Genomic DNA, 22,036 nt, shown 5'->3' with positions numbered 1-22,036 from the left:
TTTAATACATTACTCGCTAATATCACTCGCATCGTGGCGTTCGCGGACTTGTTGTGCCGGGTCACCTTGTAGACGGTTCACTCGGCGTCCACGTTGCACGGCTGGGCGTGCATAAACTTCATCGGCCCAACGAATAACATTTTTATATTCATGGACAGATAAAAACTCAGCCGCATCGTATAACCAGCCTTTTACTAGAGCACCATACCATGGCCAAATTGCAATATCTGCAATCGTATAGCTGTCACCGGCGACATATTTATGGTTGGCTAAGCGCTTGTCTAATACATCGAGTTGGCGCTTGGTTTCCATCGCAAAACGGTTAATTGGGTATTCGAATTTTTCAGGAGCATAGGCATAGAAATGCCCAAAACCGCCACCTGCGAAAGGCGCTGAACCCATTTGCCAAAATAGCCATGAGAAGGTTTCGGCACGCTCTGGTTGGGTTGTCGGTAATAACGCAGAAAATTTTTCGGCTAAATACGTCAGAATCGAACCTGACTCAAATACTCTAATAGGTTCTTCGCCACTTCTATCTACTAATGCGGGAATTTTTGAGTTAGGGTTAACTTCAACAAAACCAGAACTAAATTGGTCGCCATCACCAATATTAATTAGCCAAGCGTCGTATTCAGCCTCTTTAATGCCAAGGGCTAGTAGCTCCTCTAACATGATAGTGACTTTTTGTCCGTTCGGCGTTCCTAAGGAATATAGCTGTAGTGGGTGCTTACCTACAGGTAATGCCTTTTCGTGAGTAGCACCAGAAATTGGGCGGTTTATATTCGCGAATTTTCCACCATTGCCTTGTTCCCATTGCCAGACTTTAGGGGGAACATAAGGGGAGTTTGCCATGAGTTATCTCCTTAACCGTTTTAAAGGGGGCGATTTTTCTCTTCAATAATCTTATGTTGAATGATCTTCACTGTAGCAATCTGCGATGAATTCGCCACCTTTTTATCGTATTTTACTGCGGGAGGTGCTTGAACCGCACAGAATGCATGAAATAGCCACCTAAGAAAGTCAGTTAGTCATTTACACAAAGATTACCTTTAGGTGGGGGGATTGTTCATGCGCACAATAGCGAGTCAATAAATGGGATGAATATACTTAAGACTGAGGTTTGAAAATCATACCCAAAGTCAAATAGTTCAATTTATCATCATCTTTAACGCCAAAAAAGGCACTTAAGTAAAAAATAATTAACAAACCGATTGTGCAGATAGCTAACTTAAATAAAAAAAAGGTGTGAACAATATGTGAACATTGGCACTAATTTATGAGGTGGCATTTTATACATTGATAGTATATCAGCCATATTCAGTTGTGTTGGAGTGTCTCATGCTTGCATCAAATTCAAATATTTATCAAAGCTTATTAAATAGAGCAAAAATACAACCAGATGCTATAGCCATTGTATTTGAAGAGCAAAATTGGAGTTATCACCAGCTACTGGTTAAAGTAAACCAAACGATGCATTGGTTAACATCCAGTTTGCAATTGAATAAAGGTGACCGCATTGTATTAGGTTGGGGAAATACCATTGAATTCTGCCAATTATTTTATGCTGCTGTGGGGTTAGGGCTGCAAGTTATTCCTTTAAGTACTAAAATGAAAGAGTTTGAAGGAAAAGAACATGTACTGAATATCAATGCGAAGGCAATTTTTTGGGATGACAGTTATCAACCTTGGTTAGCTCCATTAAGTGTAAAAGGTATGAGCCTTTCACAATGGCGTGCCTTAACATTAACTGATGAAATTAACTTTATTAATCAGGTTGACAATGATGACCCTGCTGTAATTATTTTTACTTCAGGTACAACGGGTGCCCCTAAAGGTGCTGTTATTACCCATAAAAATATATTATCTGCAATATATGCATATCAGGAAACATTACAGTTATCTGAGAAAGATAAAACAATACTTGCTGTGCCTATTTACCACATTACAGGGCTTTCAGCTATTTTAGCCTTATTTATTCATATTGGTGGGACAATTTATCTACATAAAAAATTTAATGCACAAGAGATTATTTCCACAATTGCGAAGTCGAATATAACATTTTTACATGGTTCACCAACAGTATTTATATTATTAATTCAAAAAATAAAAGAAAATAAAAGTATCAATTTAGAAAGATTTAATACATTGCGAATGATTGCATGTGGTGCGGGCCATTTAAATGAAGGCACAATTAAAGAATTATCATATATTTTTTCAAAGACATCTATTCATTCTATATATGGCTTAACGGAAACATCGTCTCCTGCAACAGTTTACCGTGACGATATTCGTAGCAGTAATAAAAAAGCAAGTTCTGGTACGCCGGTACCGGGGATTCAAGTGGCGATCCGTAATGAAAAAGGTGATGATCAACCCGCAAATAGTACCGGTAATATCTGGGTTAAAGGGGATGTTGTGATCCAGCGTTATTGGCCTGATTGCCCTGCGAATAAATCTTCATTTAAAGATGGTTGGTTTTTTACTGGGGACATCGGTTATATGGATGATGAGGGCTATCTTTATATTCAAGATAGAATCAAAGATATGATTAACCGAGGTGGTGAAAAAATATATTCCATTGAAATGGAGGACCTTATTTCTAATTACCCTGGTGTCAATGAGGTTGCTGTTATCCCTATAGAAAGCGCAATTTATGGTGAAGAACCGATCGCATTTATTATTCCAGAAATGCAAGTGTGTTTAACCAGTAAAGAAGTTATTGAATGGCTAAAGGAGCGGGTTCCAAATTATAAAGTTCCTGTGAAAATTATATTTACACGTAATTTCCCTAGAACTTGGAATGGGAAAATAAGTAAAAAAGATTTGAAAAAACGATATTACTCTTTAAATAACTAACATCTAAATTAGTTTTTAATTAATCAAATAAAAGGCTACGAAATATTAGCCTTTAGGCAGGTTTTTATCATGAATAATAAATTTATCTCTAAACAGGAAGCCGCTAAATTAATTAATGATGGCGATACAGTTTGTACTGTGGGAATGACCTTAACGAGTGCTGCTGAATCTATTTTATCGGCAATTGAGCAACGTTTTTTATCTGAAGGCTCTCCAAAACAATTAACTTTAGTCCATGCGGCAGGGCAATGTAACCGTATTCGGGGTAATCAACATTTTGCTCATCAAGGAATGGTGAAACGCATTATTGGTTCACATTGGGGGTTAGCCCCTCGCTGGATGCAGATGATCAACGATAATCAGGTTGAGGCTTACTGCCTTCCTCAAGGGCAGATGGTGCATTTATATGGTGCGATGGCGGCTGGTCTACCGGGGCGCTTGTCCAAAGTTGGGCTAGGGACTTTTATCGACCCTGACTTAGAGGGGGGAAGAATGAATGCGAAAACATTAGCGCTTCCGTCCCTTGTGGAGAAAGTTAATTTCAAAGGGGAAGCGTGGTTATGGTATCCCGAAATTCCATTGGATGTTGTCGTGATCCGCGGTACACATGCGGATACTAAAGGTAATTTGACCACAGATGAAGAAGCCATGTCGTTGGAGGTATTGCATGCTGTTTTAGCGGCAAAACGCTTTGGTGGGAAAGTCATTGCTCAGGTGAAGTATTGTGTTGAAGAGGGGACTTTGCACCCGAAGCGTGTCACTGTTCCAGCCAGTTTTATTGACCATATTGTGGTTTGTGATAACCCTGAAGAAGATCATCGTCAGTCCTCAAGTTGGTTCTTTGATCCCACATTGTGCGGCGATATTCGAACGCCAGTGCAGCAAACCACGCCGTTACCTCTTGATATTCGTAAGTTGATCGGGCGCATTGCTTGCCGTTATCTCACGGAAAACTGTGTGATCAACTTAGGAACAGGGATACCTAACGATGTGATCGGTTCAATTATCCAAGAAGAAAATGCGACCAAACGCGTAGATATCACTGTGGAATCTGGTATTTGGGGCGGTGTTCAAGCGGGGGGAATCGATTTTGGTATTGGCCGCAACCTTTCTGCCATGATCAGCCACCAAGACCAAATGTTGTATTACAACGGTGCAGGGGTAGATATCACCTATATGGGCGCGGGGGAAATGGATGCCAGTGGCCATGTTAATGCTACTTTGCTTGGCAATATTTGCCCGGGTGCAGGTGGGTTTATCGATATCACGCAGAATGCTCGTCACGTCGTTTTTTGCTCAACATTTACGGCTAAAGGGTTAGATATTCGTTGTGAAAATGGGCAGTTAAAGATTATTCGTGAAGGTGATATCCGCAAGTTGGTGGATAACGTTAGGCAGATTTCTTGGAACGCAGATGTGGCGCGTCAGATTAACCAAACTATGCATTTTGTCACGGAGCGTGCGGTATTTACCTTGGGTGAGAAAGTCCCTGTGTTAGTAGAAATCGCCCCGGGAATTGACCTTGAGCGTGACATTCTTGCTCATATGGATTTTGTACCAGAAATCTCCCCTGATTTAAAAGTGATGTGCTCTTCATTATTTAAAGAAGCGCCTTTTGATCTGATTTCATATTTATAGTCTCAATATTAAAGAGGGATTTACGCATGTTAGTCAAAAATAAAGTTGCCATTGTTACAGGATCAGCGAGAGGGATAGGGTTTGCCATTGCACAAGTATTGGCAGAAGAAGGTGCAAAAGTGGTGATATCTGACCTTTCGATGTCCTCTGGCGAAGAAAGTGCGAAGCAATTACAAGAAAAGGGTTATGAAGCTGTTTTCATCCCATGCGATATATCGAAGCGTGACCAGGTTAATGAGTTGTTTTTAAAGACAAAAGAACATTTTGGCACCATTGATGTATTGGTCAATAACGCAGGGATAAATCGTGATGGCATGCTGCATAAATTAACCGATGATGATTGGGATAAAGTTATCGATATCAATCTAAAAGGTACGTTTAATTGCATGCAAGAGGCTGCAAAACTCATGCGCGAACAAGGCAGCGGACGCATTGTAAATATTTCATCTGCAAGCTGGTTAGGGAATGTTGGGCAGGCAAATTATGCGGCATCGAAAGCAGGTGTCATTGGCCTAACGAAAACGGCCTGCCGCGAATTGGCACGTAAAGGGGTCACTGTGAATGCGATTTGCCCAGGGTTTATTGATACCGATATGACTCGTGGTGTTCCCGAAAAAGTGTGGGACATCATGATCAGTAAAATTCCAGCAGGCTTTGCAGGCGACCCGCGTGATGTCGGCCAATGTGTGGCATTTTTGGCTTCCGATAAAGCGCGTTATATCAATGGCGAAGTGATTAATGTTGGCGGCGGCATGGTGCTGTAGGAGGAAATATGAAACAAGCAAATGACATTGTGATTGTAAGTGGTGTGAGAACGGCAATTGGGACGATGGGTGGTAGCTTTGCGAACACTCACCAACATGATTTAGGTGCGTTAGTTATTCGTGAAGCGGTAAAGCGTGCAGGGATCGCCCCTGAAGATGTTAATGAAGTGATTGTGGGGAATGTGGGGCAAATTGCAGAAAGTGGGTTTATTGCCCGTATTTGCCAATTGCGAGCAGGCTTACCAAAAGAAACGACCGCGTATTCTGTTAATCGCCAATGTGGTTCAGGGTTACAAGCGTTAGCTGATGGCATGATGTTGTTACAAACTGGTCAATCAGATGTGGTTGTGGCTTGTGGTACAGAAAATATGACCATGCTGCCTTATTACCTGCGCAAAGCGCGTTACGGTTATCGCATGGGGAATGATGTTTTAGAAGATGGCTTAACGTCAATTCTTACTTGGCCTGAAGGCCCATATCATAATGGTATGACCGCAGAAAATGTGGCCGAGCAATTTCATATTTCCCGTGAAGAAATGGATGATTTCGCATGGAACAGTCAGCAAAAAGCATTGAAAGCCATTGAAGAAGGCTATTTTCAAACGCAAATTTTGCCAGTTGAAATCGCAGAAGGGCGTAAGGGAACGCGTATTTTTGATACGGATGAACACCCGCGCGATACACCACGTGAGAAGCTTGCCAAATTACGTCCCGCATTTAAGGCAGATGGCGTGATTACTGCGGCTAATTCATCAGGGATTAATGATGGAGCCGCTGCGTTAGTCATGATGCGACGCGAAGAAGCTGAAAAACGGGGTTTGAAACCTAGAATGAAAGTGGTTGATTGGGCCGTTGCGGGCTGTGAGGCTGCCATTATGGGGTTTGGCCCAGCACCTGCAACACGCCGCTTGATGGATAAACTCAAGATGGACGTCAAAGATATTGACCTTATTGAGTTAAATGAAGCTTTTGCCGCACAAGCAATCGCAGTGATGAATGATTTGTCGTTAGACAGTTCTCGAGTCAATGTGAATGGCGGCGCAATTGCCCTTGGTCACCCTGTTGGCGCTAGTGGAGCAATCCTACCTGTAAAATTAATGTACGAAATGGAGCGTCGTCAGGTTTCTACTGGGCTAGTGACCATGTGTATCGGTGGTGGTCAAGGGATATCAATGTTGTTTGAAAAAGAATAAGAAATATTGCAAGCAGAAAGCCCGACGTGGGGCGTCGGGCTGTTGCTGAAGTAATAACAACAGGTAAGTCACTTATGACGAAGAACTATACCTGTTTCACCACAACATGAGGATCTTATCTATGTTTTCTACAAATGCAAATTTAGATTATGTTGCGCAGGGTAAAAAAACGAACGCAAAGATATATCGCAACCTGATGCCTTTACTGATCTTAGCTTATATTATTAGTTTTATTGACCGAACAAATATTGGGATGGCAAAGCACGCCATGTCAATTGACTTAGGGCTGTCAGCAACTGCATTCGGTATTGGTGCAGGGCTGTTCTTTCTGACCTACTCGATTCTTGAGATCCCAAGTAATTTGATTATGGAAAAAGTGGGAGCGCGGTTTTGGATCACACGGATCATGATCACTTGGGGGTTATTATCTGCTGCGATGGCATTTGTGACCGGGCCTACCTCATTTTATATTTTACGCTTATTACTTGGTGCGGCTGAAGCAGGGTTATATCCCGGTGTTATCTTGTATATGACATATTGGTTTAGCCAAGAAGAGCGTGCCAAAGCAACAGGGCTATTTTTACTTGGTGTCTGTTTAGCCAATATTATCGGTGCGCCGTTAAGTGGCTTATTATTAAGTATGGATGGCTTATTAGGTTTCCATGGTTGGCAATGGATGTTTGTTATTGAAGGTTTACCTGCGGTGATCTTAGCTTTTGTTGTCTGGTTTGTTTTACCCAATAAACCTGAAGATGCAAAATGGTTAGATGAGGATGATCGCAATTATATTAAATATAAACATGAACAAGATAAAAACAGTATTAGTGTGAGTAATAGTAAATTTTCACTGATGGCAGCATTTAAAAATAAAGCCTTCATGATGATTGTCGCAATTTATTTTACTCATCAATTTTCAGTTTATGGCTTAAGTTATTTCTTACCAACAATTATTGGAGAATATGGCAAGTTAACACCAATTCAAATTGGGTTGTTAACAGCTATACCTTGGATCTCAGCAGCGATTGGTGGCATTTTTGTGGCAAGAAAAGCCAATACACCTCGTCGTTCATCGCGCATTTTAATTTCAGGTTATGCCGTTATGGCTATCGGACTAGTGATTGGCGCTATGGGCGGGCCTGTTGTCGGTTTAATTGGATTCTGTTTAACCGCATTTATGTTTTTTGTTGTCCAATCTATTATTTTCTCGCTTCCACCAACCTATATGAGTGGCAGTATGCTGGCAGGTAGCTTGGCATTGTTAAATTGTCTGGGGTTATTTGGTGGTTTTCTTGGCCCATTTATTCTCGGATTTTTTGAGGACTATACTGGTACTGCTACATCTGGATTATGGTTTGGTGTTGGTTTACTTGTTATCGGCACCATTATCGCCTCACGGGTCAATACTGGTAGTATAGGGGATAGTGCAAAAGTGGAAGCTACTACCTCAATACAAGTAAAGTAATACAACATCGCCATTTACAATAGGAAAGTCTGCATGAAAATTGTTATCGCACTTGATTCCTTTAAAGGAAGTTGTTCAGCACAGCTTGCGTGTCAGGCTGTTGCAGAGGGTTTCGAGCGTGTATCCTCCGAGTTGGATGTGACGTTATTACCTATCTCTGATGGTGGAGAAGGTTTGTTGGAGTCACTAGAGCACAGCCCAGTATTATCAGGTGTCACACCTTATACTTTTAATTGTACTGGCCCATATGGAAGTAAGGTTGATGCACGATTATTAGTATTAGAAGGAAAGACGGCCTTTATTGAAATGGCGCAATGTTGTGGTTTAGAACTGGTTCAAGCAGAACATCGTCAAGTTGAAAAAGCGTCGACTTATGGCTTAGGTGAAATGGTAAAACATGCACTCGATTTAGGGTGCACACGCATTATTATCGGTATTGGTGGAAGTGCAACTAATGATGGTGGTGCGGGTTTTGCACAAGCTTTAGGCGCAGAGTTTTATGATAATGACCAACAGCTTATCGAATTTCCCATTAATGGCGAAAATTTGATAAATATCGCAAAGATTAACTTTGATAAATTCGATCCTCGTGTAGCGGATGTCGAATTTAATGTTTCTTGTGATGTTGAAAACCCATTATTAGGTAAAAATGGCGCAACCTATATTTATGGCTCACAAAAAGGCGCTGATAAAGCGATGTTAGATAAGCTTGAGCTAGGCATGGCTCATTACGCTCAATTAATGACAAAAATTACAGGGAAGGATTTTTCATTGGATGCGGGGAGCGGCGCTGCTGGCGGATTAGGGGCTGGGCTACGTTGGTTTGTTTCCGCTAAGCTTGAGAAGGGGATCGACTTGGTGTTGGGGCTACTTGGTGCGGAGTCGTATATTCAGCAAGCCGACCTTGTTATCGTTGGGGAAGGGCGGCTTGATAGCCAAAGTGCCAATGGTAAAGCTCCTGTTGGTGTCGCTCGTATGGCAAGTCATTATGGGGTACCAACAATCGCACTATGTGGGGGGTACAGTGAAGATAGCCGTATTTTATATCAACATGGTATCACTGCCATGTGGTCACTTTGTCCGGGGCCAGTTTCCCTTGAGCAGGCAATGGTTAATGGAGAACGTTATTTAGCTGATACGGCTGAAAATTTGTTACGTACTGTATTATCTAGCCATAGTAAGCAAATAAAACATTAAGATGAGGCGGTAATATGCTACTGACTGAAAAATTAGCTAATGATATTGTCACTCGTGCAATGGGGATAATCCATCACAACGTCAATGTGATTAATAGTCAGGGTGTAATTATCGCCTCAGGTGAAAAAAAACGTATTGGTGAGACTCATGAAGTCGCGGTGGAAGTTATTCGCTGTGGTAAACGGATCACCATTTATAATGAAAATGAGGCGAGTCGCTATTCCAATGTCGCGCCTGGTATTAATCATCCAATTATGGTGGCAGATAACGTTGAATTAGTGATTGGTGTCAGTGGTGACCCGGTTATTATTCAACGTTATGCCGAATTAGCAATACTCACAGCAGAGTTATTAATTAAACAGGAAATTGAGCGGCGTAGTATTAATTGGCAACATCGTTTACGTGATATGCTATTTGTGCAATTTATTGAAAGCACTACGCCAATGCAAGGTCGTAGTGCTTTATTGAAATTACACAATTCGGGTTTTTCATTTTCGTTGCCTACAATCCCGGTCATTATTAATATCGAAGCGATTCAATATCGGCCAGAAATTCTGGATTCCATTATTACTGAATTGTCAGCAATGGAAAAAAGTGATGTATTACTATTAAATAGCCGTGAAATTTTGATGTTATTTCCATCAACATTTTATAAAAACGAATCCTTTATTTCTCATCTACATTTTATTTTAGATAGTCAACTTAGCCAGTACTATATTGGTGTTGGGGTTCAAGCTGATACGGAAGAACATGTGAGAGATGCTGTTCATTTCGCACGTTCAGTCATTGATGTAGGGCGGTTAACAGTTCCTGAGAAACAAGTTTTTTTATTTAAAGAAATGGCCTCTCTGTGTTTATTTAATGAGTTGGAGAATAGCTATTTATTTAATTTTTTCTTAGATATTTGCAATAAAATATTATTACATGACTCGGGGGATATCTTGCTTGAAACCCTAGAGTTATTTTTATCGCAAAATGGCGAGGTTGGCAGCACGGCGCAACAGTTAGGTATTCATAGAAATACATTAAGTTATCGATTACAACAAATTAAAAAGCAAACAGGCTTAGACCCGACAAAGTTTACTGACCTTATTCAACTGTCTGTTGCTATGCATGGCTATCGTCGGCGTTATCCGAAACAACAGCCATGGTTGGATGCGTTAACTTGATCTCAATGGGCATTATTTTTGCTGTAAAACAAATATTGCAGCTTCGACCCGTGACTTTAAATTTAGTTTTTTCAATAAATGTTTTACATGTACTTTTACTGTACTTTCTGTGATTTGCAATTTATTAGCGATCAGTTTATTTGAAAGGCCTTGTGCTATTAAGTTTAAAATACGGGTTTCTCTTGGGGTCAACGACGACAAATTATGGTCCGCAGAGGTTCGATTGTCTCTTAATGATTCAGCTAATACGGTGGCAAGAGTAGGGCTAACTACCATTTTACCGCTGGCGGCTTCTTTTAAGGCAACAATCAGTTTTTCAGGTTCCATATCTTTTAATAAGTAACCGTCCGCCCCCCGCTTTAAAGCATTAATTAAGTCTTCGCTGTAGTTTGAGACAGTAAACAATATAATTCGGCCAGAAAGTTCTCGGCTACGCAAATCATCAAGTACTTCAAAACCATTCATACCGGGCATATTGAGGTCTAATAAAATTAAGTCAGGGTCTTGTTCTTCGGCAATTTTAATACCTGTCACCCCGTCATCAGCTTCACCAATTACCCGTAATGTGGGCTCTAAACTGATTAATTGCTTAACTCCGTTACGTAGCATTGGGTGGTCATCAATAAGTAAAATGGTGGATTGCCCAATGGTGGTATTTTTATTTTTCATGAACGAGTTGCTCCAATTTGGTTAAGACACACTCACAGGGAATATGACATTAACAATGGTTCCCCCTTGAGCTCTTGGGGTAATAGAATATTCCCCGTTTAAGCTTAGGGCTCTTTCTCTCATAATAATCAGCCCATAATGATTATTTTTTGCAGGCTGAAGTTGAATGCCTTCCCCATTATCTTCAATCATTACCGTAATTAACCCTGCATTTTCGACTAATGAAACCTGAGACCAATTAGCATTAGCGTGCTTTAGGATATTACTCAAGGCTTCTCGAATTATTTGTATAATATGGATAGCTTGATGTGGTGAAATACTTTTTGCTGGGATCTGATAATTTAAACCAATGTCAAAACCAATGCGTTGGCTAAATTCTTGAATGGTGCTCTCTAAAGAGGGCAGTAACCCAGGCTCTGTTAGTTTTAACCTAAAGGTTGTGAGTAATTCACGTAATTGGCTATAAGCCGAGTTAATTTCATTGCGCATTTCATGAAGTAAATCTTGATGCTGTTTGGGGAGTGGTCCGGGTTGCATTTGCAGGTAGCTAATTTGCATTTTTAAACAAGATAATGATTGGGCAATAGAATCATGCAGTTCTCTTGCGATAGCGGAACGTTCATCCATAATGAGCAATTGTTGCTGTTGTTCTAGTTGGTGCTCCATCGCTAACATACCCGCGATTTGCTTTACTAGCATGAGAACTAAATTATTTTGTTCATCAGATAATTGCTGATCTATTGCGATCTCCGCCAATATCACACCGTAACGGTGTAAGTTATCGGAGATATCCCAAGACATTATTGTTGTAGGTTGTATGGTTTCTGGTGATAGAAGGCCGCCACAATGGAATTCATGAAAGCAACGGTCATTATCTTCTTCATATAATCGTAAACTAATATTTTGTAATGGTGTTAGGTTCTTGAGTTCAACCAAGACTTTTTCTAATCGGTTTGCTAATGGTTCAATGGAATGTAATATGCGATTAGATTGATACAAATACAGTAGCACTTTGTTTTTACTTTGGAGATCGGCAGTTTTTTCTTCGACACGTGATTCTAGCTGGTGGTAACTTTGTGCTAACTCGTCTGACATTTGGTTTAAAGTTTGCCCAAGGGAGCTTAATTCATCTTGTTTTTTACCCGCAGAAAAACGCTGACTAAAGTCCTTATGGCTAATGGCATTGACCATATTTAATAGTTTCAGCCAAGGGTAGTAAATTTTTTTTCTAAGATGGCATATGGTAAGCAAAAGTAGAAATGCGACGAGGGCAATAAAAACCATTTGTGTTATTGAGACATAAGTTATTTTTCTCTCTGTTTTTTCATCAATATTACGGACTAACTCGTCGAGTTTATTAACAAACGTAATGACTTCAAAGCGGGCATCATTTGGTGACGTTGCATTAATAAGTGCGGGTTTTAAATTTGTTTCCCAATAATGATAAAGCTGAGTAAATTGGTCTGTTAAATTTTCTACCTCGATCACTTGAGTTAATTCCTGGCTTAATAAGTTGTTTTCGAGTTCGTTTAAATAGGTATCGGAATATGGGGTTAATGGGGTGAGAGAAAGCAAATGGTAACTTTGCATTCGTAATGCGCCTGATTTATTAATTGCGTGAGCATTTCCTTGAACGCTGGTAATCATGCTATTAGAAATAGCCATGCCAATAATACCGAGTACGGCAATCAATAGCATTAACCCGATGACTTGGTTAATGATTGAAAATCGGTGATAAGTCGTTGGCATAAATAATTCGTTCCTTTTTATTTGGTTATTCATTCTTTTCTATAACGTGGGTATTGTTCCTCTATTGTGCAAAATTGAATATGCCACTTCGGTGTTACTCCTTAATATCCCGCTGAGTCATTTCGCCTAAATTCAAACAGTAAAAACGGCCATTTAACGAATTTTATTTATTTAATTCAAATGATTAAATGGTTGTACTCCCCATACTCCTCTGGTGGTTTATCCAAAAAACGCACAAAATTTGATTTAAATCTGTCTTGATTTAGATCAGCTTCGCGGCGACATATTCGCCACACACTGCGATAAGAAATTGTGTTTATCGGGGTGATTTATGTCTCAACGAGATAATGTTAATAGTGGAGTTGCACAGCAAAATGCCAATAGTGTTATTCAGGACTGGCGTCCTGAAGAAACGCAATTTTGGCAGCAAACAGGAAAACGAATTGCAGAGCGTAATTTGTGGATTTCTATCCCTTGTTTGTTGCTCGCATTTTGCGTCTGGATGTTATTTAGTGCCGTTGCAGTGAATTTAAACAAAGTGGGTTTTAACTTTACCACTGACCAATTATTTTTATTAACAGCATTGCCTTCAGTGTCAGGGGCTTTATTACGAGTACCTTATTCTTTTGTTATTCCTATTTTTGGTGGGCGACGCTGGACAGCCATTAGTACGCTATTTTTGGTGATCCCTTGTATTTGGCTTGGCTACGCTATCCAAGACCCAACTACGCCTTATCAAATATTTGTCATTATTTCCCTTCTTTGTGGTTTTGCTGGGGCTAATTTCGCATCGAGCATGGCGAATATCAGTTTCTTTTTCCCAAAAGCACGTCAAGGAGGAGCACTAGGTCTGAATGGGGGGTTAGGTAACTTAGGTGTAAGCGTAATGCAATTGGTAGCACCATTTATCGTCGGGGTGGGTGTTTTTGCCTTTGCGGGTGGAACTGGGGCATTACAGCCCGATGGTTCAACCTTATGGCTAGAAAATGCCGCTTGGGTTTGGGTGCCATTTTTATTGTTATTTACAGTGATGGCATGGTTTGGCATGAATGATTTAGCGGCGAATAAAGCGTCATTAAAACAGCAATTGCCAGTGCTTAAACGCGGCCATTTATGGATTTTGAGCCTGTTGTATCTTTCTACCTTCGGTTCATTTATCGGTTTTTCTGCTGGTTTTGCCATGCTTTCTAAAACCCAGTTTCCCGACATTATTATCCTCAAATTTGCCTTTTTTGGCCCTTTCCTTGGTGCATTAGCTCGTCCATTAGGCGGCATGCTGTCAGACCGCTTTGGTGGAGTCAAAGTGACTTTCCTTAACTTTATTGTGATGGCGATTTTCTCTGGCTTGCTATTTTTCACCCTGCCTGAAAACGGACAAGGTGGTTCTTTTGGTGCTTTTTATGGGGTGTTTATGGTGCTGTTTTTAACCGCTGGGTTAGGCAGTGGCTCTACTTTTCAAATGATAGCCGTGGTCTTTCGTAAATTAACTATGGATAAAGCCATTGCCCGAGGTGCTTCAGAGCAAGAAGCACAAAAAGAAGCAGTAACAGAAAGTGCCGCAGCATTGGGTTTTATCTCAGCAATAGGCGCCATCGGTGGTTTCTTTATTCCAAAAGCGTTTGGGACCTCCTTAACGTTGACTGGGTCTCCCGCCGATGCAATGAAAGTGTTCTTTGTGTTTTATCTTTCCTGTGTGTTTATCACCTGGCTAGTTTATGGGCGTACACATAAATAATAACAAGCAATAAAGATTAATTTTAAGCAATGTACGGCGCGAGTCGCCGTCTCTTTGGAGGCAATCCGAATGAGCAAGTTTTTAGATAGATTTCGTTATTTCAAGCAATTAGGTGATACCTTCTCAGGTGAACACGGCCAAGAGTTAAACGTAAACCGTGACTGGGAAAATGGTTATCGTAGCCGTTGGCAGCACGATAAAGTGGTGCGCTCTACTCATGGCGTTAACTGCACAGGTTCTTGCAGTTGGAAAATTTACGTCAAAAATGGTCTTGTCACGTGGGAAACGCAACAAACTGATTATCCTCGCACTCGCCCAGATCTACCCGACCATGAACCAAGAGGCTGCCCGCGTGGCGCGAGCTATTCATGGTATTTATATAGTGCTAATCGCGTGAAATATCCGATGATGCGTAAGCGCTTACTTAAACTGTGGCGCGAAGCAAAAGCTGAACATCAAGACCCTGTCAATGCATGGCTTTCTATCATCAGTGATCCGCAAAAGGCGCAAAGCTATAAGCAGGCGAGGGGACGCGGGGGCTTTGTGCGTTCAAGTTGGCAAGAGGTGAATGAACTGATTGCCGCAGCAAATGTGGCAACTATCAAGGAGTTTGGTCCCGATCGCATTGTCGGGTTCTCTCCAATACCTGCGATGTCAATGGTTTCTTACGCGTCGGGAGCGCGCTATTTATCGTTGATCGGTGGTGCATGTTTGAGCTTCTACGACTGGTACTGTGACTTGCCGCCTGCATCCCCCATGACGTGGGGTGAACAAACAGACGTACCAGAATCCGCTGACTGGTATAACTCGTCTTATATTATTGCTTGGGGATCTAATGTTCCGCAAACTCGGACCCCAGATGCCCATTTCTTTGCAGAAGTACGTTATAAAGGAACAAAAACGGTCGCAGTGACGCCAGACTACGCGGAAATTGCCAAATTATGTGACCATTGGTTGAACCCGAAACAAGGGACAGATAGCGCCATGGCAATGGCGATGGGGCATGTGATCCTCAATGAATTCCATGTCAAGCGTGAAGCCGAGTATTTCCGTGAATATATACGCACATATACGGATATGCCAATGCTGGTTATGCTCGATAAACGTGATGATGGCTCTTATGTGGCAGGCCGGATGCTGCGAGCATCTGACTTAGTTGATTCTTTGGGAGAAGAAAAAAACGCCGAATGGAAAACTATCGCCTTTGATGAAGAAACAGGCGAATTGTGTGCACCACAAGGGTCGATGGGGTTTCGTTGGGATGGTAGTCAGAAATGGAATCTAGAACCTAGGGCAGGGCAAGATGCTCATGACATTAAAATGAAACTTAGCCTTGCAGATATGCATGATGAGTTGGTGAATGTAGGGTTCCCGTATTTTGGTGGTTTAGAAAGTGAACATTTCCAAAGCGTTGAACTGAAAGACGTCTTACTGCACAAATTACCCGCGAAACGTATTCAGCTGTCCGATGGTCGTGAGTCTTTGGTGACCAGTGTCTATGATTTGATGCTTGCTAACTATGGTATCGACCGCGGGTTTGGTGATGAAAACTGTGCAGTTGATTACGATGATATGAAAGCCTATTCACCTGCTTGGGCGGAAAAAGTCACCGGTGTTAGCCGCCAAAACATTATTCGTATTGCCCGTGAATTTGCAGATACCGCTGAGAAAACCCATGGCCGTGCGATGGTGATTGTGGGGGCAGGGATTAACCATTGGTATCACATGGATATGACCTACCGTGCGATTATCAACATGTTGATCTTCTGTGGTTGTGTTGGGCAAAGCGGCGGCGGCTGGTCACATTATGTTGGGCAGGAAAAATTACGTCCACAAACAGGTTGGTTGCCATTAGCATTTGGACTTGATTGGCAGCGTCCACCACGCCATATGAACAGCACGTCATTTTTCTATAATCACTCAAGCCAATGGCGCTATGAAACGGTAAGTACTGAGGAATTATTATCGCCTTTAGCAGATAAAAAAGCCTTTAATGGTAGCTTGGTGGATATGAACGTACGTGCCGAACGTATGGGCTGGCTACCCTCAGCACCCCAGTTGAATGTGAACCCACTGAAGATTGCCAAACAAGCACAAGAAGCGGGGCTTTCTCCCGTTGATTTTACTGTTAACCAGTTGAAAGAAGGAAAGATCCGCTTTGCTTCGGAACAACCGGATGACTCACAAAATTTCCCTCGCAACTTGTTTATTTGGCGCTCTAACTTACTTGGTTCTGCTGGGAAAGGTCATGAATATTTATTGAAATATTTATTGGGAACTGAAAACGGTATTCAAGGCAAAGACTTAGGTCAACAAGGTGGCGTAAAACCACAAGAAGTTGAATGGCAAGATAAAGCTGCTGAAGGAAAAGTTGACCTTGTTGTGACATTAGATTTCAGAATGTCGAGTACTTGCTTATTTTCTGATGTCATTCTCCCTACAGCGACGTGGTATGAAAAAGACGATATGAATACATCAGATATGCATCCGTTTATTCATCCGTTGTCAGCTGCTGTTGACCCAGCTTGGGAATCAAAAAGCGATTGGGAAATCTATAAGGGTATTGCTAAAGCCTTCTCGGCGGTTAGTGAGGGGCATTTAGGTCAGGAAATCGATGTGGTGACTCTGCCTATTCAGCACGATAGTGCGGCAGAAATGGCCCAAGCTTTGGATGTTAAAGATTGGAAAAAAGGCCAGTGTGACCTGATCCCAGGTAAAACAGCACCGCATATTATGTGTGTTGAACGTGATTATCCAAGTACTTATGCACGCTTTACCTCTCTTGGCCCACTCATGGATAAATTGGGTAATGGGGGTAAAGGCATCAATTGGAATACACAAGATGAAATTGATTTCCTGAAAAAATTAAATAAAACCCAGCCAGAAGGTGCAAATCAAGGCCGCCCTAAAATTGAAACGGCAATTGATGCCGCAGAGGTCATTCTAACCTTAGCGCCGGAAACCAATGGGCAAGTTGCAGTGAAAGCGTGGGATGCGTTAGGTAAGGTGACTGGGCGTGACCACACTCATTTAGCGCGTTATAAAGAAGATGAAAAAATCCGTTTTCGCGATATTGTTGCACAACCACGTAAAATTATTTCCAGCCCCACATGGTCAGGCTTAGAAGATGAACATGTGTCTTACAATGCTTGCTATACCAATGTTCATGAAATGATCCCTTGGCGTACGCTAAGTGGTCGCCAACAACTTTATCAAGACCATGAATGGATGCGTGCTTTCGGGGAAAGCCTCGTCGTGTATCGCCCACCAATTGATACGCGGGCGGCTCAGCCATTAATGGGCAAAAAGCCTAATGGCTTCCCTGAAAAAGCACTGAATTTCTTAACTCCGCACCAAAAATGGGGTATCCACTCAACTTATAGTGACAATTTATTGATGTTGACATTAGGGCGTGGTGGGCCAGTGGTTTGGCTTAGCGAAGAAGATGCCCGCGAACTGGGTGTTGAAGATAACGATTGGATTGAAGCGTTTAACAGTAATGGTGCATTAACCGCCAAAGCGATCGTTAGCCAACGTATTCCTGATGGCATGATCATGATGTATCACGCCCAAGAACGGTTGATCAACTTACCCGGGTCTGAAATTACGGCTCAACGTGGCGGAATTCATAACTCTGTCACGCGTGTTTGCCCGAAACCGACCCATATGATCGGCGGCTATGCGCACCTTGCTTATAGCTTTAATTACTACGGAACCGTGGGTTCTAATCGTGATGAATTTGTGGTTGTTCGTAAAATGAAACAGGTTGACTGGCTGGATGGTGAAGGTGATGACTACCAGCAGACCTTGAGCGGAAAGGAGAAAGCATAATGAAAATTCGTTCTCAAGTCGGCATGGTATTAAACCTTGATAAGTGTATTGGTTGTCACACTTGTTCAGTGACCTGTAAAAACGTGTGGACCAGCCGCGAAGGTGTTGAATACGCTTGGTTTAATAATGTCGAAACTAAACCGGGTATTGGTTATCCCCATAATTGGGAAGATCAGGACAAATGGAAAGGCGGTTGGATCCGTACTATCAAAGGTAAATTAGTGCCGCGAATGGGTAACAAAGTTGGGGTTTTATCCAAAATTTTTGCCAATCCCGATGTCCCTGCATTAGATGATTATTATGAGCCATTTGATTATGACTATGGCCATTTAAAAAATGCGAAAGAAGGTAAACATGTGCCAACGGCACGTCCGCGCTCTTTGATCACGGGCGAGCGAATGAGCAATGTAAAAATGGGTCCCAATTGGGAGGATGATCTGGGAGGCGAGTTTTCTAAACGTGCACAAGATAAAAACTTTGAGCACATTCAGAAGGAAATGTATGGGCAGTTTGAAAATACCTTCATGATGTATTTACCTCGTCTTTGTGAACACTGTTTGAACCCTACTTGTGTGGCCACGTGCCCAAGCGGTGCCATTTATAAGCGTTCTGAGGATGGCATTGTACTGATTGATCAAGATAAATGCCGCGGCTGGCGTATGTGTTTAACCGGTTGCCCATATAAAAAAATCTATTTCAATTGGAAAAGCGGTAAGTCAGAAAAATGTATTTTTTGTTATCCACGCATTGAGTCTGGGATGCCAACTGTTTGCTCTGAAACCTGTGTTGGTCGCATCCGTTATTTAGGCGTGTTGTTATATGACGCAGATAAAATTGAGTCAGCAGCTAGTGTGGAAAAAGAGACCGATCTTTATCAAAGCCAGTTGGATGTTTTCTTAGATCCCCATGATCCGCAAGTGATTGCTGAGGCTGAAAAACAAGGGATACCATTGAGCGTGATTGAAGCTGCACAAAAATCCCCAGTGTACAAAATGGCAATGGAATGGAAGTTGGCACTGCCATTACACCCTGAATATCGTACATTGCCGATGGTTTGGTATGTGCCGCCTTTGTCACCCATTCAATCTGTTGCAGATTCAGGGCTATTGGCAAGTAATGGGGTATTACCCGATGTAGAAAGCTTGCGCATTCCTGTGCAGTACCTTGCCAATTTATTAACGGCGGGGGACACCGAGCCGGTATTATTAGCACTGAAACGGATGTTGGCGATGCGCCATTATAAACGTGCAGAAACCGTTGAAAACCAATGTGATACTAGTGCACTAGAGCAAGTGGGTTTAACTGAATCACAGGCTCAAGAAATGTACCGTTATTTGGCGATTGCGAATTATGAAGACCGTTTTGTGATCCCATCTAGTCACCGTGAATTAGCACGTGAAGCTTTCCCTGAAGCTAAAGCTTGTGGTTTTAGCTTTGGTGACGGTTGCCATGGTAGTGATAGCAAAACAAATCTGTTTAACAGTAAACGTATTGATGCCATTGATATCACACCAAAAACAACACAGGAGAAAGCACTATGATGACGTTAAAAGTGATTTCTCGTTTATTAGAATACCCTTCAGAGGCGCTTTGGTTACATCGTGATGAACTGATTGAGGCATTAGAACAAGCAGATGAATTACCGATAACTCGGGCGATCCAATTGATGATGTTTGTACGTGAATATCTTAATGAAGAATTGTTGGATATGCAGGCGCAATATTGTGAATTATTTGATAGAGGCCGGGCAACATCATTATTGTTATTTGAGCATGTTCATGGCGAGTCTCGTGACCGTGGCCAAGCTATGGTCGATTTAATGGCGCAATATCAACAATATGGTTTACAGATTGATTGCCGCGAACTTCCTGATCATTTACCTATTTATTTGGAGTATCTCACGGTCTTACCCACAACAGAGACCGTTGGCGGTTTACAGGATATCGCCCCTATTTTAGCGCTCCTTGGTGCAAGGCTGAAGCAACGTGAAAGTCGTTTTGCCACATTGTTTGAAGTATTACTCGAATTATCAAATAGTGAAATTGCCACCGAGCAATTAACCGAAAAAGTGGCTTTGGAAGCGCGTGATGATACTCCACAAGCACTGGATGCAGTTTGGGAAGAGGAGCAAGTGAAATTTTTTGCTGATGAAAAAAACTGTGGTGGGGAAGTTACTGCCCATCAACATCGTTTTGCCAATGCCGTCACCCCACAATACTTGGATCTCGGCTCTAGCAGCCATGTAGGAGTGCAAAAATGAATTTTCTCAATCAATTTTTCTTCGACATCTATCCATATATTGCTGGTACAGTGTTTATTGTGGGTAGTTGGTTGCGTTATGACTATGGGCAATATACGTGGCGAGCAGGTTCTAGCCAAATGCTCGATAAGAAAAACATGCGCTTAGCATCAAATTTATTCCACGTGGGTATTATTGGTATTTTCGCAGGGCACTTTTTAGGGATGTTAACCCCACATTGGATGTATGAATCTTTCTTGCCAATGCATATAAAGCAATTAATGGCGATGATTGGTGGGGGCGCTGCAGGTGTGATGATGTTAATTGGTGGCGCGATGCTATTGAAACGCCGATTGACTAACCCTCGTATTCGCGCAACATCTTCTTTTGGTGACATCATGATTATGGTGTTGCTAGTGGTACAAGTGTGTTTAGGGTTACTGACTATTCCATTTTCAGCGCAACATATGGATGGTAGCGAGATGTTGAAACTTGTGGGATGGGCGCAGTCCATTGTGACATTCCATTGGGGGGCTTCAAATTACCTTGAAGGCGTTGGTATCGTGTTCAAGCTGCATATTGTGTTGGGGATGACGATATTTTTACTCTTCCCATTCTGCCGTTTAGTGCACATTTGGAGTGCACCTATCGAATACCTGACTCGTCGGTATCAATTGGTGAGAAATCGCCATTAAGTTCAGGCTTCACAAGGATGTGAACCAGTACATTGCTCTTGTGTAACTTGTTCTTATATCAACAACAAATGTGGCCATTTTGGCACCCCATCTCATATGAGATGGGGTTTTTTGTTTGTGTTTTATTTGCTCTCTACTTTAAATCCATTCAATCGTTAGCGTATTGATGATAATAGAGAAATCCTATTGAACAAGTAAGCCTCTTTATAATACTTATAATTACTTAATTTGATGTATATTAAAGGTTCAATGTGATTAGCTTATAATATGTATTTAAGGTTAGGTAATGAAATAATCATGACTTATAAAGTAAGTTACGTGTTTTTTCTTAGTTGTGATAATATGTATTAATGATTTCTGATATTTTTATCATGTAACTATTAATTAATATATAAAACATTACGCCTATCTGTTGTTTTATATATTATGTGGTAGTGAGATGAAACTAATTAAATTAAGTAATTTTATTATAAAATTTTAAGCTAAAATAGAGTATTTTAAATTTTCACTAATAAAGATATAGTAATAATGTATCATATATGATTGTGAGAAATTACTTTTAATTACTTTTTGATAAGCCTTGTAACATATTTAATTTATCTTAAATATTAATCCTATCCTTTAATTTGACATGGTGTTAATTTTTTGTTCTAAAGTTACATACCTAATAATCTATGTAATTTTATACTGAATTGTTTCCTGTTATATATTTTATTTAGTACTTGTTTTCTTTGTTATTTGATTTAACTTGTTGATTTTATTTTTACTTTTTTTTGTTCTATTTGCGTTGGTAAATGTGACAAAAAGTAAAAATAGAAATATTATGAAATTATTTTATT

General features: G+C 41.2%; 15 protein-coding genes. 12 read left to right on the top strand and 3 right to left on the bottom strand.

What is annotated here, in order from left to right:
• Positions 1-9: 9 nt before the first annotated feature.
• Complete coding sequence (gene yghU / locus ABE954_RS19530; protein ID WP_210787000.1) at positions 10-852, bottom strand: glutathione-dependent disulfide-bond oxidoreductase; 843 nt, start codon at positions 850-852, stop codon at positions 10-12.
• Positions 853-1,338: 486 nt separating this feature from the next.
• On the opposite strand from yghU, the gene ABE954_RS19525 reads away from it, so the two are divergent.
• The 7 genes from ABE954_RS19525 (at position 1,339) to ABE954_RS19495 (ending at position 10,279) form a co-directional block, all read left to right on the top strand.
• Positions 1,339-2,856: a class I adenylate-forming enzyme family protein gene (locus ABE954_RS19525; RefSeq protein WP_129466507.1), complete on the top strand. Its 1,518-nt coding sequence runs from the start codon at positions 1,339-1,341 to the stop codon at positions 2,854-2,856.
• A 69-nt stretch (positions 2,857-2,925) separates the two neighbouring features.
• Positions 2,926-4,494: an acyl CoA:acetate/3-ketoacid CoA transferase gene (locus ABE954_RS19520; protein WP_042845603.1), complete on the top strand. Its 1,569-nt coding sequence runs from the start codon at positions 2,926-2,928 to the stop codon at positions 4,492-4,494.
• Positions 4,495-4,520: 26 nt separating this feature from the next.
• Positions 4,521-5,258 (top strand): 3-oxoacyl-ACP reductase FabG, encoded by a 738-nt coding sequence (fabG, locus tag ABE954_RS19515; protein WP_048605961.1) that lies wholly within the window; start codon positions 4,521-4,523, stop codon positions 5,256-5,258.
• Positions 5,259-5,266: 8 nt separating this feature from the next.
• Positions 5,267-6,451, top strand: a complete 1,185-nt coding sequence (locus ABE954_RS19510; protein WP_071548651.1) for a thiolase family protein — start codon at positions 5,267-5,269, stop codon at positions 6,449-6,451.
• A gap of 121 nt (positions 6,452-6,572) precedes the next feature.
• Positions 6,573-7,913, top strand: a complete 1,341-nt coding sequence (locus tag ABE954_RS19505) for an MFS transporter (protein ID WP_071548650.1) — start codon at positions 6,573-6,575, stop codon at positions 7,911-7,913.
• A gap of 33 nt (positions 7,914-7,946) precedes the next feature.
• The gene (locus ABE954_RS19500; RefSeq protein ID WP_042845597.1) at positions 7,947-9,110 is read left to right on the top strand and encodes a glycerate kinase; all 1,164 of its coding nucleotides are present in this window, start codon (positions 7,947-7,949) and stop codon (positions 9,108-9,110) included.
• A 14-nt stretch (positions 9,111-9,124) separates the two neighbouring features.
• Entirely contained in the window at positions 9,125-10,279 is a 1,155-nt protein-coding gene (locus ABE954_RS19495; protein WP_042845596.1) for a sugar diacid recognition domain-containing protein, read from the top strand.
• 12 nt (positions 10,280-10,291) lie between these two features.
• Here ABE954_RS19495 and narL read toward each other — a convergent pair whose 3' ends face one another.
• Positions 10,292-10,948: a two-component system response regulator NarL gene (gene narL / locus ABE954_RS19490; RefSeq protein WP_042845594.1), complete on the bottom strand. Its 657-nt coding sequence runs from the start codon at positions 10,946-10,948 to the stop codon at positions 10,292-10,294.
• A 21-nt stretch (positions 10,949-10,969) separates the two neighbouring features.
• Positions 10,970-12,697 carry a nitrate/nitrite two-component system sensor histidine kinase NarX gene (gene narX, locus ABE954_RS19485; protein WP_048605964.1) on the bottom strand — a complete coding sequence of 576 codons (1,728 nt, stop codon included), beginning with the start codon at positions 12,695-12,697 and terminating at the stop codon, positions 10,970-10,972.
• A gap of 331 nt (positions 12,698-13,028) precedes the next feature.
• On the opposite strand from narX, the gene ABE954_RS19480 reads away from it, so the two are divergent.
• The 5 genes from ABE954_RS19480 to narI all read left to right on the top strand — a co-directional run bounded on the left by ABE954_RS19480 (position 13,029) and on the right by narI (position 21,197).
• Positions 13,029-14,432, top strand: coding sequence for a NarK family nitrate/nitrite MFS transporter (locus ABE954_RS19480; RefSeq protein ID WP_042845590.1), 1,404 nt, complete (start codon positions 13,029-13,031; stop codon positions 14,430-14,432).
• A gap of 69 nt (positions 14,433-14,501) precedes the next feature.
• Positions 14,502-18,263 carry a nitrate reductase subunit alpha gene (locus ABE954_RS19475; protein ID WP_129466501.1) on the top strand — a complete coding sequence of 1,254 codons (3,762 nt, stop codon included), beginning with the start codon at positions 14,502-14,504 and terminating at the stop codon, positions 18,261-18,263.
• Complete coding sequence (narH, locus tag ABE954_RS19470; protein WP_129466499.1) at positions 18,263-19,804, top strand: nitrate reductase subunit beta; 1,542 nt, start codon at positions 18,263-18,265, stop codon at positions 19,802-19,804. Before ABE954_RS19475 ends, narH begins: the two co-directional genes overlap by 1 nt.
• Entirely contained in the window at positions 19,801-20,523 is a 723-nt protein-coding gene (narJ, locus tag ABE954_RS19465) for a nitrate reductase molybdenum cofactor assembly chaperone (RefSeq protein ID WP_048605970.1), read from the top strand. The genes narH and narJ overlap by 4 nt, the downstream gene beginning before the upstream one ends.
• A complete protein-coding gene (gene narI, locus ABE954_RS19460) occupies positions 20,520-21,197 on the top strand; it encodes a respiratory nitrate reductase subunit gamma (RefSeq protein ID WP_042845582.1) in 678 nt (225 codons plus the stop codon). Before narJ ends, narI begins: the two co-directional genes overlap by 4 nt.
• The last annotated feature ends 839 nt before the right edge of the window (positions 21,198-22,036 follow it).

This window comes from Providencia sp. TYF-12 (genome assembly GCF_041344805.1).
In the GTDB taxonomy this organism is placed as follows: Bacteria; Pseudomonadota; Gammaproteobacteria; order Enterobacterales; family Enterobacteriaceae; genus Providencia; species Providencia huashanensis.
This window is presented reverse-complemented; position numbering and strand designations above follow the sequence as displayed.